The sequence below is a fragment of the Chryseobacterium cheonjiense genome (assembly GCF_012927265.1).
GTDB classification, from domain to species: Bacteria; Bacteroidota; Bacteroidia; order Flavobacteriales; family Weeksellaceae; genus Chryseobacterium; species Chryseobacterium cheonjiense.
The window spans coordinates 2000853-2015093 of the sequence record NZ_JABBGF010000001.1; the positions used below are offsets into that span (position 1 = coordinate 2000853).

A 14241-nucleotide genomic window follows, 5' to 3' on the forward strand; every position below is an offset into this window, starting at 1 on the left:
AAAACCTGGGTTACTCATTAAAATCCGGCGGCTGAGGTCCTTGAAGCCGCCGGATTTTAATTTATAAAAACATTCCGCCGGAGGCTTCGATTCTCTGCCCGTTGATCCATCCGGCATCTTCCGTACAAAGGAAAGCTACCACTCCACCGATATCATCAGGAAGTCCTGCTCTTCCTAAAGCCGTATTTCCGGCAACCATTGCATTGATATGCTCATCATCCCTTGTTCTTCCTCCTCCGAAATCTGTTTCTATAGCTCCGGGAGCTACAACATTAACTTTAATTCTTCTTGGCCCTAATTCTTTCGCCATATATTTTGTTAACATCTCCACTCCGGCTTTAATGGAACCGTATATTGAAGATCCCGGCAATGCAAATCTCGCCAAACCTGAAGAAATATTGATGATTCCTCCATTATCATTCATGTAAGGTAAAAACTTCTGAGTCAGGAAAAATACGCCTTTGAAGTGAATATCAACCACATCATCCAGCTGCTCTTCGGTAACATCAGGAATAGGTGCGTACAGTGCTGTTCCGGCATTATTGATCAGAAAATCGATATTTCTGCTTCCTGTATTTTCTTCAAGATGATCTCCTACCGTTTTTACAAAAGCATCGAAGCTTCCCGTTTCTTTTGTATTGAGCTGATACGCAATGGCTTTTCTTCCTAATGCCTGAATTTCACTTACTACTTTATCAGCTTCTTCTTTGTTACTGTTATAGGTAATGATCACATCAAGACCTTTCTGGGCGATTTTAAGGGCTGAGTTTCTTCCCAGACCACGGCTTCCGCCGGTAATTACTGCAATTTTTGTTCTTGCTTCCATTATTTTATTTTTTTGATGAAACAAAGTTCAGAAATTTCAGACCGTTATAGTTTGCTTTAATCAAACTGAAATTTGCAAAATTCAAATCACATACGAAATTCCATCGGTGCCAGTGAAGTTTTCTTTTTAAAGAAATTGGAAAAATGAGCAATCTCTTCAAATCCCAAAGCGTAGGAAATCTCGGAAATGTTCCATTTCGTCTGTTTTAACAAAATCTTGGCTTCCTGCACAATTCTTTCTGCAATGATTTCCGTAGTGGTTTTCCCAGTGCTTTCCTTTAATTTTTTATTTAAATAATTCACATGGACGGCTAACCTGTCGGCGTAGTCTTTTGCGGTCTTCAGCTGCAATCTCTGGTCAGAGGATTCAATGGGAAACTGTCTCTCAAGCAATTCGATAAAGAGAGAAACAACGCGTAAAGAAGCATCATTCGAGGTCGATAATTTTGAAGCCGGCTGCAGCTTTTGTCCGTAGTGAATAAGCTCCAGCACGTAATTCCGGATCAGATCATATTTAAAAATATAATCCGAATCTATTTCTTTTTTGATCTTCCGGTACAGCTGCTCAATTTCGTCTGCCAATTCATCATCAATTTCAAATAACGGAATATTTCCGGGCTGGAAGATCGGCAGGTCTTCAAGGGTATTGTATGATTTGTCTTTGATTAAAAAATCTTCGGTAAACACACAGAAGCTCCCCGACTGGTTGGTATCTTCGGGAATCCAGTGGTACGGAACTTTCGGAGTAGCAAACAACAATGCATTATTTTTAATCTGAATGACCTTGTCTGCATATTCGGCTCTGTTTCTTCCTCTTATCAGGCTTATCTTATAATATTTTCTCCTGTTGTAGGGCATCTCTGAAGTAAGCTTCACCTTTTCGATGGTCTGTGCAATATCAAAAACATTGAAATGTCCGATCTCTTTGTGCAGTCCTTTCGGGAATATGCTTTCGATATCCGTTCCCAATTTGGAAGTCATCTCACGGTAAAAATCGTCCAGTGATGCATAGGAAGTATGTGCTGTTTTCTCCATACCTAAAATTTGTATAATTCAAATGTACGAAATATTAAGCTTGTTTAAACTTTTGTAATTTAACCACAAACTATTAAGCAATATTCTGTTAAAGACATAAAGCTATCTTATAAAAGGCCTTCAAAAGAATATCTTAAAAGATTTGATTAAATGACAATCCCTCCGATCATTTCAAGCTCCCATTTCCCGTTTCTGTATTCGGCTGCATAATCGGTAGAAGATCTGCTGTCCCATTTGTTAATATAAAATCGCTCCGGAAATTCTTTATTTTTTCTGATTTTGGAAATCCCGAAATCGCAGACATCTGTAAACCTTACATAATAACTCTGTTTGTCTTCGTTTTCGGGGATAAATAAAACCTTATACTCTTCGGGATTAATCTGATGAAAATAATCGCAATTTGTTTTAAAAACTTCAAAATGATAAGGATCTTTTTTGAAGTCAGGAGCTCCTGCATACGTCGGAAGCAGCATTTCGTACAATTCGGTGAATTTATTTTTTTCTGATCTATACATAGGATTTATGTCAGTAAAATCATTAACTCCGTCCCCATCAGAATCTTTATCATCAGGGTTCAGACCAAAGCATTTCTCAAAAATATCATTGTATCCATCCTGATCCGTATCCTTCATTAATTCTCTGAGATTAACTTTGAACATTTTGCCATCAGCAATCGCCGAATAATCATCATGCCTGGGAACTTTAACAATCTGTACCAGACTTCCTTCTACCTTTAGCACTCCATCTTTAATAAGTGGCTGATTCTGAATTTCATTGAAATAGTAATGACTGAAACTTAAACCCAAGAAATAAGCAGAAGGTTTGCGATCAGCTATTTTCAACAACCAGTATCCCAGATCATTTCTGCCTAAAGCATATTTTGTATTTCCAACATTTTGCTGTTTGTAGATCATAACTTATTATGAAAAGCATGCTTAAAATCTTTAAATTCAGTTTCTTTTTGTTTCATAATCTCATCATAATTCTTCCACTTGTATTCATGAGCGTACAAGCTGTCTTCTTTAAAACTCCTAAAGTTTTTTAAATCTACAATCTCTAAATAAGAAGGTTTTTTAGTCAGGATTTCTTTTACAGTAAAAGACCTTTGCTCAACATATTCAGATTTTTCTTTTTCGGATTCAAAACAATTTTTTTCAATCGTTGACGAACAGGAAATAAGCGGTATAAGCGCAGGGAAATATAAAATTTTCATACTTAAAAGTTTCGGACATGAATGCAAAAAACGCTCCCAAAATAGATTGGAAGCGTTTTTATATAATAACTAACTTTAATATTTTCTAGACGTTGAATCTGAAGTGCATGATGTCACCATCTTTCACAATGTATTCTTTACCTTCAACAGAAAGCTTTCCGGCTTCTTTTACCTTTGCTTCGGAACCGTAATGCATATAGTCATCGTATTTAATAACTTCTGCACGGATGAAGCCTTTTTCAAAATCAGTGTGGATTACTCCAGCCGCCTGAGGCGCCGTCCATCCCTGACCGATTGTCCAGGCTCTCACTTCTTTAACCCCAGCCGTGAAATACGTCTGAAGTTTTAGCAGATCATACGCTTTTCTGATGAGACGGTTAACTCCCGGTTCTGTAAGCCCCAATTCTTCAAGGAAAATTTCTCTTTCTTCGTAGGTTTCCAGTTCGTTGATGTCCGCTTCAATCTGGGCGGCCAGTACAACAACTTCTGCGCCTTCATTTTTAGCCATCTCTTCAATCTTGCCGATCCATTCATTTCCGTTTTTAATGGAGTTTTCATCCACGTTACAAACGTAAAGAACAGGCTTATTGGTTAACAGCTGAACTTCTCCGATAATGGATTTTGTAAAATCATCGGTTGCAAATTCTCTTGCGTTCTTACCGTCCTCAAGGAATTTCTGAAGGCTCTGCAATGTTTCATACGCAAGAATATCTTCTTTCTTTCCGGATTTGATGAATTTCTTAGCTTTTTCAACGGCTTTGCCTACGGTTTCAAGGTCTTTCAGCTGAAGCTCGATGTCGATAATTTCTTTGTCTCTTAACGGATCTACGGAACCTTCCACGTGGATGATGTTTCCGTTATCAAAACATCTTAATACATGAATAATCGCCTCACATTCGCGGATGTTGGCCAAAAACTGGTTACCCAGCCCTTCTCCTTTGCTGGCTCCTTTTACAAGACCTGCAATATCCACAATCTCCACCACTGCCGGCAAAACTCTTTCCGGTTTTACTATTTTTTCCAGTTCAAACAATCTCTGGTCCGGTACGGAAACCGTTCCAAGGTTGGGTTCGATGGTACAGAAAGGATAGTTGGCCGACTGTGCTTTTGCGTTGCTCAGACAGTTAAAAAGAGTTGATTTACCTACATTCGGTAAGCCTACGATTCCACATTTCATAACGTAAGATTCAAAGTTTAAGGTTTAAAATTCAAGGTTTAAGGTTTAGAGTTAGGTTTAAAGTTTATATAAACAATTAAATTAAACTCGAAACTATAATCTTTGAATTATGAGTGTGCAAAGATAGTGATTTTAAAGAGAGTTTCATAATAAAAAAATCCGCCAGAAGCTGACAGATTTTTTGTGTATTCAATTTACCGGATTGGCTTTACGGATTGTCACCCGTTGCTTCCTGAGCAAGCGGAACATCGTTTGGTGCGTTTTCCAGCGTTTTATCTAGAGTAAACAGAGATTCATCGGTAGCACGGTCTCCGCCTGCGATTTTCAGTTTGTCCATCAGGTTCATCGCCAGGGTTTCTTCTTCGATCTGTTCCTGAACGAACCACTGCATAAAGTTCCAGGTGGCCCAGTCTTTTTCTTCAAGCGCCATATCTACGAGTCTGTAAATAGAAGTGGTATTGTCTACTTCATGTCTGAAAACGCCTTCAAAACATGCGGTAAGAGATTCCGGATCAGCCGGTGGCGCTGGTATGGCTTCCACTTTAGGTTTCCCTCCCCTGTTCAGAACGTACTCCATAAATTTGATGGAATGGTTTCTTTCTTCCTGAGCGTGTCTGTAAAGAAAGTTGGCAATCCCCTGATATCCTTTATCATCTGCCCAAATTCCGTAAGATAAAAAAACATGTGATGCATGGATCTCTTTATTCATCTGATCACTAAGCGCTTTTTCCATCGCTTCGGAAAGTCTGTTGGTATTCATAATTCATATTTTTTAGTGATTATGAATCAATACGATGCAAAAATAGTTCCGAGAATATTCCAGAGGGAGTTATTGTTTTTGTGGTATTTATAATAGCCTGAACTACTTTATTTTAGATGGATAATTTATAGTTATTCTAAACTTCTGCACCTATGAAACTGCATCTTTAACCAAAAATATTTTCCATTTCTTTTGGAGCTTAATCCCGCTTTCCGCTGCAATCTTTTTCCTCACCCTGATCCCTCTCCGTGAGAGGGATTTTCAGCCGCAAAAAAGGATTTTCACTGCAATCGGGGCTAGGTTAAAGTCATTCATTTCAATATTTGACTTTTATTATTACAATTCAACTTTACAGGACCACCCCGTCTTCTCCCTATGGTCGAATCCACCCCTCCAAAGGAGGGGAATTTGTTTCCGTTAATTAATGGGTAATTAATTTTAATATTAAATCGTAGGTAAAGCACCTCCGTCGACTGAATAATTGACTCCTGTGATGTATTTTGCTTCCGGAGAAACAAGATAAGCGACAATACCCGCAACTTCATCAGGTTCAGCCATTCTTCCCAAAGGAACATTCAGCTTTTCCATAACAGACTGATAAGCTTCTTCCTGCGTAACGGAAGATGACTGCGCCATATTCTGAATGAATTCCAGCATGAGCGGCGTCTCTACTAGTCCGGGTGATACTACATTAACACGTACTCCATGTGTGGCAACCTCATTTGCCAATGCTTTGCTGTAAGCATTCAGCGCTGCCTTTGCAGAAGAATATGACATGGTCATTTCCCACACCGGCAATTTTGCAGCTCCCGTAGAAATGTTGACGATCACTCCGCTTTTCTGGTCGATCATTACCGGCAATAATGCTTTGTTGATCCGTACCACCGACATAAAATTCGTCTGCCAGTCATTATTCCAGTGCTCATCAGAAAGTGTACTGAAACCTCCGCCCGGACTTAAATTGGCTCCGGCATTATTAACGATAATATCGATCCTGCCGTATTTTTCCAGAATTTCTGCAGCAATGATTTCCGCACTTTCGGGTTGAGCAAGATCGGACTGGATAAAATATTGCCCTTCTGTAACTTCTGCAGGAGCCGTACGTGCTGTGATGATGACCTGAATACCTGCATTGCTTAACCGATCGGCGATTGCCTTGCCAATACCTTTTGTTCCTCCTGTTACCAGAGCAACCATTTCTTTTAACGAATGATTCATAATTTTTTGTTTAAATGAGTTGCAAAGTAAATTACAATACTTTACTTTTGCAAGTAGTTACACCAATGTATAGTAATAACATAAAGTAAAGCATTAAACATAATCAATCAGTTATGGCTAAAAAAAATATACAGCAATCTGAAGAAAAATGTGCGCTTCAGGAAATACTGGGCGTTATTGGCGGAAAATGGTCGATGTCCATCATTTATGCACTGTTCACCGGTAAAAAACGTTTCAGTGAACTGGAAAGGCTTATTCCCAACATCAGTACCCGGATGCTGGTGAAAGAGCTGAAAAATATGGAGGCCAACGGAATTGTGATTAGAGAAGTGTTTGCGACAGTCCCGCCTACTGTTGAATATACGTTAACCGTGAAAGGTGAAAAATTAGAACCTATTATCAATGAGCTGCAGAAATGGGGCGTTGAATATGTGATCTGACTATTTAAAAAGAATCTTTTTGAACCACAGATTTCTCAGATGGTCACAGATGATTGTATTGTTGTTTCTCATGCTAAATAGAGCAAAGCGGAATGATGAATTTTTTATTGCCCGAAGATTTCGCAGATGCCGCAGATGATTGTGTTATAGTTTGTCATTCTGAGAGCAGCGAAGAATCTCTACAACAAAAGTTTAAGATTCTTCACTGCATTTTTTGAAACAGCCTATTGGTCTATTTTATCTGTTTTGCTGTATAATCGCTTTCGTTTCCTAACCGGTCAATGGCTTTTACAGCAACAGCAGTAAGGGTTTTTCCGTCTTTAGACTTCGGGATTTCCCTGGAAAGCTGATCCAGTGTAAGAATATCAGTTTCCCAGACCCCGTTGTACTGTGTGAAAAGCACCCACTGAAAAACATCCCCTATATTTTTCGTACTCCAGCTTACCTGTACTAAACTTCCGTTGTCATTGATAAAAAGACTTGGAATCTGTAAAGGTGCTGCTTTCAGCCATGGCGTTTTCGGAACGAGAGCCTTTTCTTTGTACGGTCCGTTTTTCAATGCCGGTAACATCCCCGGATTTTTGGTAAGTCCTGCAATGCTCCAGTGTATTTCTCCTGCACCGTTTCCTAAAACCTGCCTCGAAATTTCAATCTGGTTTTTGATTTCTGAAGGGCGATCCGAAGATCTTATTTCCACTGTATTTAATCCCGGCCAGAGATGGCGGTTTAAGGTATTCTCCGATTTCCACCAGTTTAAAAGGGCTTCGAAAGGCTGTCCTTTTGACTCGATCGGCCAGTACAACTGAGGGGAGAAATAATCCACCCAGCCTTTATTTAACCATAATTTAGCATCAGCATATAATTCATCATACTGAGATGATCCGACAATTCCCTGCGGATACCCGGGCTTCCAGATTCCGAACGGACTGATTCCGAACCGGACATAGCTTTTCTCTGCATGAATTTCTTTATAAATCCTTTCAACAAATTTATTGACGTTATCTCTTCTCCAATCCGCTCTGGATAACGTTCCGCCATTTCTCACGTATTCGTTCCAGGATGCATGGTCCGGGAAATCAGCGCCCCTGTTGTAAGTAGCATACGGATAAAAATAATCGTCAAAATGGACGGCATCAATATCGTATCGTTTTACGATATCTTTCACCACATTGGAAACGTGGCCCTGGGTTTTCGGATTGGCCGGATCAAACCAGTACATTCCGTTTTTAAGACGGATCACAATATCTGAAAGTTTGTTGACCATCGATAAATTATTCGGGCTTCCGCCGTTGGAATGATGGGCACGATAAGGATTCAGCCAAACGTGAAGCTCGAGGCCTCTTTTGTGCGCTTCTTCAATCCAGAACTGTAAGGGATCGTAATTGGGATATGGCGCCACACCCGTCTGCCCTGTCAGAAAGTAAGACCATGGTTCGATATTACTGGTGTATAAAGCATCAGCGGAAGGCCTTACCTGGAAAATAACGGCGTTGAAATTATTATCTTTCAGCATATTCAGCATGCTGATCGCTTCTGCTTTTTGCTGGTCGACAGAAAGGTTGTTTCTTGAGGGCCAGTTGATATTGGCCACACTGGCAATCCAGGCACCGCGGAATTCTCTTTTGATCTCAGGAAGAACCGTCCTGAATGTTTCATCTGGCGGAATTGCAGCTTGAGGTTTCGGGCCGGTTGGCGGTAAGGTTTTATTTTTAGCGGTATTTTTTGAAGGAGTGGAAGCTTTTACGGCATTATTCTGGGTTGAACAGGCCATGAATGACGTAAAGACACCTGATAATATGATTAGTTTTAAGTAATTTATTCTCATATCTGCAAAACTACATTAATTTATTTTGTTGATTTAAATTATGATAATAAAATTAGTTAAACGCAAGGATCGCAAAGTTTTTTAACTCCTAACGGAAGTCAAAGCATCTTGATTTAGAAATGTTTTTTAACGCAAAGGGCGCAAAGAGTTTTTTTTGAATACTAAACGTTTTTAAGTTCGCGAAGGCGTTTCACTCAGCTAAGAGTGCGAAGATATAAATGTTACAGAAAGCAAGCTAGATTTTATTCTCCCGCGGATTTTACGGATGACGCAGATTTTTTTAACCTTTACTTATCGGGAGGTCGTCATGCTGGAAGCATCTTGATTTCGTAATGCTTTTTTTAACGCAAAGGGCGCAAAGAGTTTTTTTGAATACTAAACGTTTTTAAGATCGCAAAGGCGTTTCACTCAACTAAGATCGCGAAGATATAAAATGCTACAGAAAGCTAGATTTTATTCTCCCGCGGATTTCACGGATGACGCAGATTTTTTTAACCTTTACTTATCAGGAGGTTGTCATGCTGAAACCTTGGGTTCGACGGAGTCAAAGCATCTTGATTTCGAAATGTTTTTTAACGCAAAGGACGCAAAGTTTTTTTGATACTAACTGTTTTTAAGTTCGCAAAGGCGTTTCACTCAACTAAGATCGCGAAGATATAAAATGCTACAGAAAGCTAGATCTTAATCTCCCGCTGATTTCACGGATGATGCGGATTTTTTTTAACCTTTACTTATCAGGAGGTTGTCATGCTGAAACCTTGGGTTCGACGGAGTCAAAGCATCTTGATTTCGAAATGTTTTTTAACGCAAAGGACGCAAAGAGTTTTTTGAATACTAACTGTTTTTAAGTTCGCGAAGGCGTTTCACTCAGCTAAGATCGCGAAGATATAAAATGCGATAGAAAGCTAGATCTTAATCTCCCGCTGATTTCACGGATGACGCAGATTTTTTTTAACCTTTACTTATCAGGAGGTTGTCATGCTGAAACCTTGGGTTCGACGGAGTCAAAGCATCTTGATTTCGAAATGTTTTTTAAACGCAAAGGACGCAAAGAGTTTTTTGAATACTAAACGTTTTTTAAAGGCGCGAAGGCGTTTCACTCAGCTAAGAGCGCGAAGGTATAAAATGCGATAGAAAGCTAGATTTTAATCTCCCGCGGATTTCACGGATGACGCAGATTTTTTTTTAAACCTTTACTTATCAAGAGGTTGTCATGCTGGAAGCATCTTGATTCGCAATGTATTTAACACAAAGACCGCTAAGATTTTTGACTACTAAATGTTTTTAAGTTCGCAAAGGCGTTCTACTCAGCTAAGAGCGCGAAGAGATAAAATGCTACAGAAAGAAAGCTAAGTTTTATCTTCCTGCTGATTTTACGGATGACGCAGATTTTTTTAGGTATTATTTAAATAAAAAAGCTCCGGAATTCGGAGCTTTGGTATATTGATGAAAATGGGATTATGCTTTTGCAGATCTTTCCACTTTTTTTCTTTCTTCTTCGGAAAGGAGCTTCTTTCTCATACGGATGAAATTCGGAGTTACCTCGATGGCTTCGTCAGCCTGGATGTATTCCATACATTCTTCGAGTGAGAATAAGATTTTCGGAGCAACTCCGGTATCTTTATCTTTTCCTGCGGCTCTCATGTTGTTCAGCTGCTTCGCTTCCACGATGTTTACTACAAGATCACCCGGTTTGTTCTGTTCTCCGATGATCATTCCTGCGTAGATTTCCTCTCCCGGATCTACGAAGAACTTACCTCTGTCCTGTAGTTTGTTGATGGAATATTCTGTTGCAGGACCTTGGGTTTTGCTGATCAATACCCCGTTGTTTCTTCCCGGAATGGCCCCTTTGAAAGGCTTGTATTCCGTGAAACGGTGCGCCATAATGGCTTCTCCGGCGGTAGCGGTTAGCATCTGGGAACGCAATCCGATCAGACCTCTTGAAGGTATTTCGAATTCCATGTGCTGCATTTCGCCTTTCGTTTCCATGATGTGAAGGTCTCCTTTTCTCTGGGTAGCCAAGTCGATTACTCTTGAAGCATATTCTTCAGGAACATCTACTACCAAAGATTCGTAAGGCTCACAGCTTACTCCGTCGATTTCTCTAAGGATAACCTGTGGCTGACCGATCGTCATCTCATACCCTTCTCTTCTCATGGTTTCAATTAAAACCGACAAGTGAAGGATCCCTCTACCGAATACAAGGAAGGTATTGGCATCGTCGGTCTGCTGTACTCTTAATGCCAAGTTTTTCTCTAATTCTTTGGTTAATCTTTCTTTCAGGTGGTTAGAGGTAACATATTTACCGTCTTTCCCGAAAAAAGGTGAATTGTTGATAGAGAACGTCATGTTCAGGGTAGGCTCATCGATCGCCGTTCTTTCCAACGGTTCAGGATTTTCCAGGTCCACGAAAGAGTCTCCGATCTGGAAAGCGTCGAAACCTACAACAGCACAGATATCTCCTGCCTGAACTTCAGTTACTTTTTTCTTTCCTAATCCTTCGAAAACGTATAATTCTTTAACTTTTCCTTTGGCAATTTTACCGTCTGCCTGAGCAAGACCAATCCACTGGGATTCTTTAAGCTCACCTCTGGTCACTTTTCCGATAGCGATTCTTCCTAAGAAAGATGAATAATCAAGGGAAGTGATCTGCATCTGAAGGTTACCTTCGGTTACTTTCGGTTCAGGAACATATTGAAGGATACCGTCCAATAAAGGGAAAATATCTTCCGTTTGTTCCAATGAAGTGTTGAACCATCCCTGTTTTGAAGATCCGTAGAACGTTGGGAAATCCAACTGCTCTTCAGTAGCATCAAGGTTGAAGAACAGATCAAATACCTGATCGTGAACCTCATCAGGACGACAGTTTGGTTTATCAACTTTGTTGATCACCACCAATGGTCTCAATCCTAATTCCAGTGCTTTCTGAAGTACGAAACGGGTCTGTGGCATCGGCCCTTCGAAGGCATCCACCAACAGGATTACCCCGTCTGCCATTTTCAATACTCTTTCTACTTCTCCCCCGAAATCGGCGTGACCGGGTGTATCAATTACATTAATTTTCGTGTCTTTATAAGTAACAGAAATATTCTTGGATAAGATGGTGATCCCTCTTTCTCTTTCAAGGTCGTTGTTATCCATAATTAACTCCCCACTCTCCTGATTTTCTCTGAAAATATTGGTAGCGTGGATGATCTTGTCAACCAGCGTGGTCTTACCGTGGTCAACGTGTGCGATGATCGCAATATTTCTAATGTTTTGCATAAAAGATTTTTACGGGTGCAAAAGTAGTGATTTTTAATGAAATACCTGCTAATAAGTTATGTTAATTAACAAATTCATAATGAGAAAATTAAATAATCATAAAAAATAAATATAAAATTTTACACGTCAAGTCGCTGCCGGCCTGTACTTTTGCGGTATAGATTTCTTGCAAGAAACAATTCATTCATCATTAACTGTTTAAAATTTAAAAAATGTCAAAACAAATTCAAGATTTGCAAACGGGAGAATTTATCACCCTTGTTCCTGTCACCACATGGTACGATGGAACTCCTATTTCTAATAGCCATGTAGATGATATTATTTATTTCAAAGAAGAAATTGGTACTACTACAATTTTTTATATGAGATATATTGAAGATCATATCAATGTAAAATGGTTTGGAGCAAAAGGTGATGGCAGCGATGCTACGGCAAGCATTCAGCATGCATTTAACTACCTTATTGACATGTGTAAATCCCGTTACCAGGCCAATTCTTATCATCATCTGTCTTGTCTTATCCCTGACGGCAGGTACAAGATTACGAATACTTTATTGTTCCCTAAATCCTGTACCTTAAAGGGAGAATCTAAACATGGAACAGTACTCTTTACAGAGAATGCCGGTATTTCCGTTATTTTTCCGACTGAAAAAGGCACTACAGCCAATAATCATTGGCATCAGAATGAGGGAGACCCTTATTTCAATACCGGAGAAGAGTTTACCAATATTTCAGATTTAACAATTGCCGGACCTAATTACGGAATCAATCCTTCCATAGAAAGGGGAGTTCTTAATAATTTCAGCAATGGGATTATTATTCAAAATACGGATAAATTCATCCTTCAGAATCTTCATATTGAAGGTTTTGAAAACGCGGGAATTCAGGTGAATAACTCTTATTACGTCAATATAGAAAATTCAACATTTTTCAATAATAAAATCGGCTTACTTGCTGATGGAGTTTCAACGACCATGGAAGTTTCCCATTCCGTATTCAGGCTTAATTCTGTAGGGATGTCATTTTCCGGTTCTTACGGCTGCAGTATTACCAATACCATTATTGAGAGTAATATTGCTAACTATCTTCGACTGTTGAATATCAACAGATCGCCGTATATTTCTTCAGGAATCGGTGTTTTGATGAACGATTGCCAGAGTATTAGTTTTGACGGATGCTATATAGAGAATCATATCGTTGGTGTAATTCTGGATAATTCTCAGAGCAATATTTTCTGTAATAGTTTCTTATCGCCATCCAACAATAATGTCAATACGTACGTTACCTGGTTTTACGGCAATGATTCATCGTACAATAAATTTATTAACAATTACTATTTGAGTTCTAAAGCATCATTATATCCTGCCTTTACATTTTTTGTTTTTCAGAAAGACTCGTCTAAAGGCAACGTGTTTGAGCTTACCATGAAAGACCATCTTGATTCCTTTATTTCTCAAAACGCTGCGGAGTTTACAGAATTCAGGACTTTGGGATTAGCCCAGAATGCTCCTAAATTTATCTGTACCGGCGCCAATGAACAGTTTACTGATGCCGAAAGAAGGTTTATTATTGATAAAACGTTCGGCTCAACTACAGAAAGACCTACAGTAAATCTGTACAAGGGGCAGCATTATTTTGATTCCACGCTGGGAAAACCTATTTTCTGGCAGGGCGTTAAGTGGGTAAAAGCTGACGGAACAGACGCTTAATATTTAATCCTCATCAACCGATGAGGATTTTTTTGTATAGGTACACCAACATTACCTGTATTACAACAATTCCGCTGAATTTCAACAGAAATGATCTTTTTGAAATTTTATGTCTGAAAACGAGCATTCCCAGTAAAGCTCCGATCGTTCCGCCGAAGAATGCAAGAATTAACAAAGTATTTTCAGGAATTCTCCGCTGATGCTTCACGGCTTTTCTTTTATCGATTCCGAAGATGATAAACGTGATGATGCTGATGAGAGCTATTGCGTAAAACATGCTGCAAATCTAAGACAAAAAAATGAGCCCGATTTTTTACCTTTGCATTCTAAATACCATCAATGACCATACATGATCTGGCAGGAAGTTATGCCATTCAGGGTAGCAACCAGGAGGAAGCAGACAGCAGTTCCTACCAGGGAATTTTGACCTTATCCCTCGACGAAAACAACCGCATCATCGCCGAATGGCTCATCGGCGACCACGAACAGCACGGCACCGGCTTCTTCAAAGACGGCATTTTAGTCATCAACTTCCGCTACGAAGGTGACGACCAAAAAATTTATAAAGGCGTTGCCGTTTACCGTTGGATCAACCCGGATGTGTTGGATGGCTTCTGGTCTGAGAAGCATGGGGACCCGAGGTTTCTGGGGACTGAGTATTGTATTAAAATTAAGGATTCTAAGTTTATAAATTGACATTTTTAACAAATAGAAGGCATTTTATCTTTAGGTCTATCTATATCTCCATGACTCATAAGTTTATATTTAAACTCTG

General features: G+C 39.4%; 13 protein-coding genes. 3 read left to right on the forward strand and 10 right to left on the reverse strand.

Annotation, left to right across the window (positions count from 1 at the left end):
• Positions 1-61: 61 nt before the first annotated feature.
• From HHL20_RS09065 to HHL20_RS09090, 7 genes are all read right to left on the reverse strand, one after another.
• Positions 62-826: an SDR family NAD(P)-dependent oxidoreductase gene (locus HHL20_RS09065; RefSeq protein ID WP_169230811.1), complete on the reverse strand. Its 765-nt coding sequence runs from the start codon at positions 824-826 to the stop codon at positions 62-64.
• A gap of 86 nt (positions 827-912) precedes the next feature.
• The gene (locus HHL20_RS09070; RefSeq protein WP_169230812.1) at positions 913-1860 is read right to left on the reverse strand and encodes a helix-turn-helix domain-containing protein; all 948 of its coding nucleotides are present in this window, start codon (positions 1858-1860) and stop codon (positions 913-915) included.
• 146 nt (positions 1861-2006) lie between these two features.
• On the reverse strand, positions 2007-2774 hold the full coding sequence (locus tag HHL20_RS09075; RefSeq protein ID WP_228463144.1) for a hypothetical protein: 768 nt from the start codon (positions 2772-2774) through the stop codon (positions 2007-2009).
• On the reverse strand, positions 2771-3073 hold the full coding sequence (locus tag HHL20_RS19540; protein ID WP_228463146.1) for a hypothetical protein: 303 nt from the start codon (positions 3071-3073) through the stop codon (positions 2771-2773). The genes HHL20_RS09075 and HHL20_RS19540 overlap by 4 nt, the downstream gene beginning before the upstream one ends.
• A gap of 85 nt (positions 3074-3158) precedes the next feature.
• Positions 3159-4250, reverse strand: a complete 1092-nt coding sequence (gene ychF / locus HHL20_RS09080; RefSeq protein ID WP_169230813.1) for a redox-regulated ATPase YchF — start codon at positions 4248-4250, stop codon at positions 3159-3161.
• 208 nt (positions 4251-4458) lie between these two features.
• Entirely contained in the window at positions 4459-5010 is a 552-nt protein-coding gene (locus HHL20_RS09085) for a ferritin (protein WP_169230814.1), read from the reverse strand.
• Between the two features lie 444 nt (positions 5011-5454).
• Positions 5455-6228, reverse strand: a complete 774-nt coding sequence (locus HHL20_RS09090; RefSeq protein WP_169230815.1) for an SDR family oxidoreductase — start codon at positions 6226-6228, stop codon at positions 5455-5457.
• A 113-nt stretch (positions 6229-6341) separates the two neighbouring features.
• Here HHL20_RS09090 and HHL20_RS09095 point away from each other — a divergent pair, with 113 nt between their 5' ends.
• Positions 6342-6668: a winged helix-turn-helix transcriptional regulator gene (locus tag HHL20_RS09095; protein ID WP_169230816.1), complete on the forward strand. Its 327-nt coding sequence runs from the start codon at positions 6342-6344 to the stop codon at positions 6666-6668.
• Positions 6669-6900: 232 nt separating this feature from the next.
• On the opposite strand, the gene HHL20_RS09100 is transcribed toward HHL20_RS09095, so the two are convergent.
• Both HHL20_RS09100 and typA read right to left on the reverse strand, forming a co-directional pair.
• On the reverse strand, positions 6901-8493 hold the full coding sequence (locus HHL20_RS09100; RefSeq protein ID WP_169230817.1) for a glycoside hydrolase family 10 protein: 1593 nt from the start codon (positions 8491-8493) through the stop codon (positions 6901-6903).
• A 1458-nt stretch (positions 8494-9951) separates the two neighbouring features.
• Positions 9952-11757 (reverse strand): translational GTPase TypA, encoded by a 1806-nt coding sequence (typA, locus tag HHL20_RS09105; RefSeq protein ID WP_169230818.1) that lies wholly within the window; start codon positions 11755-11757, stop codon positions 9952-9954.
• A 212-nt stretch (positions 11758-11969) separates the two neighbouring features.
• Between typA and HHL20_RS09110 the strand changes: the two genes are divergently transcribed.
• Positions 11970-13466 (forward strand): right-handed parallel beta-helix repeat-containing protein, encoded by a 1497-nt coding sequence (locus tag HHL20_RS09110; protein ID WP_169230819.1) that lies wholly within the window; start codon positions 11970-11972, stop codon positions 13464-13466.
• A 13-nt stretch (positions 13467-13479) separates the two neighbouring features.
• Here the strand turns inward: HHL20_RS09110 and HHL20_RS09115 are convergent, their stop codons facing one another.
• Complete coding sequence (locus HHL20_RS09115; protein ID WP_169230820.1) at positions 13480-13743, reverse strand: DUF1294 domain-containing protein; 264 nt, start codon at positions 13741-13743, stop codon at positions 13480-13482.
• 62 nt (positions 13744-13805) lie between these two features.
• Between HHL20_RS09115 and HHL20_RS09120 the strand changes: the two genes are divergently transcribed.
• Positions 13806-14162, forward strand: a complete 357-nt coding sequence (locus HHL20_RS09120) for a hypothetical protein (RefSeq protein ID WP_169230821.1) — start codon at positions 13806-13808, stop codon at positions 14160-14162.
• Positions 14163-14241: the final 79 nt, after the last annotated feature.

Coding starts and splice junctions, on each gene's coding strand:
- HHL20_RS09120 (WP_169230821.1), top strand. CDS start 13,806: ATGACCATACATGATCTGGCAGGAAGTTATGCCATTCAGGGTAGCAAC.
- HHL20_RS09090 (WP_169230815.1), bottom strand. CDS start 6,228: ATGAATCATTCGTTAAAAGAAATGGTTGCTCTGGTAACAGGAGGAACA.
- HHL20_RS19540 (WP_228463146.1), bottom strand. CDS start 3,073: ATGAAAATTTTATATTTCCCTGCGCTTATACCGCTTATTTCCTGTTCG.
- ychF (WP_169230813.1), bottom strand. CDS start 4,250: ATGAAATGTGGAATCGTAGGCTTACCGAATGTAGGTAAATCAACTCTT.
- HHL20_RS09070 (WP_169230812.1), bottom strand. CDS start 1,860: ATGGAGAAAACAGCACATACTTCCTATGCATCACTGGACGATTTTTAC.
- HHL20_RS09085 (WP_169230814.1), bottom strand. CDS start 5,010: ATGAATACCAACAGACTTTCCGAAGCGATGGAAAAAGCGCTTAGTGAT.
- typA (WP_169230818.1), bottom strand. CDS start 11,757: ATGCAAAACATTAGAAATATTGCGATCATCGCACACGTTGACCACGGT.
- HHL20_RS09110 (WP_169230819.1), top strand. CDS start 11,970: ATGTCAAAACAAATTCAAGATTTGCAAACGGGAGAATTTATCACCCTT.
- HHL20_RS09100 (WP_169230817.1), bottom strand. CDS start 8,493: ATGAGAATAAATTACTTAAAACTAATCATATTATCAGGTGTCTTTACG.
- HHL20_RS09095 (WP_169230816.1), top strand. CDS start 6,342: ATGGCTAAAAAAAATATACAGCAATCTGAAGAAAAATGTGCGCTTCAG.
- HHL20_RS09075 (WP_228463144.1), bottom strand. CDS start 2,774: ATGATCTACAAACAGCAAAATGTTGGAAATACAAAATATGCTTTAGGC.
- HHL20_RS09115 (WP_169230820.1), bottom strand. CDS start 13,743: ATGTTTTACGCAATAGCTCTCATCAGCATCATCACGTTTATCATCTTC.
- HHL20_RS09065 (WP_169230811.1), bottom strand. CDS start 826: ATGGAAGCAAGAACAAAAATTGCAGTAATTACCGGCGGAAGCCGTGGT.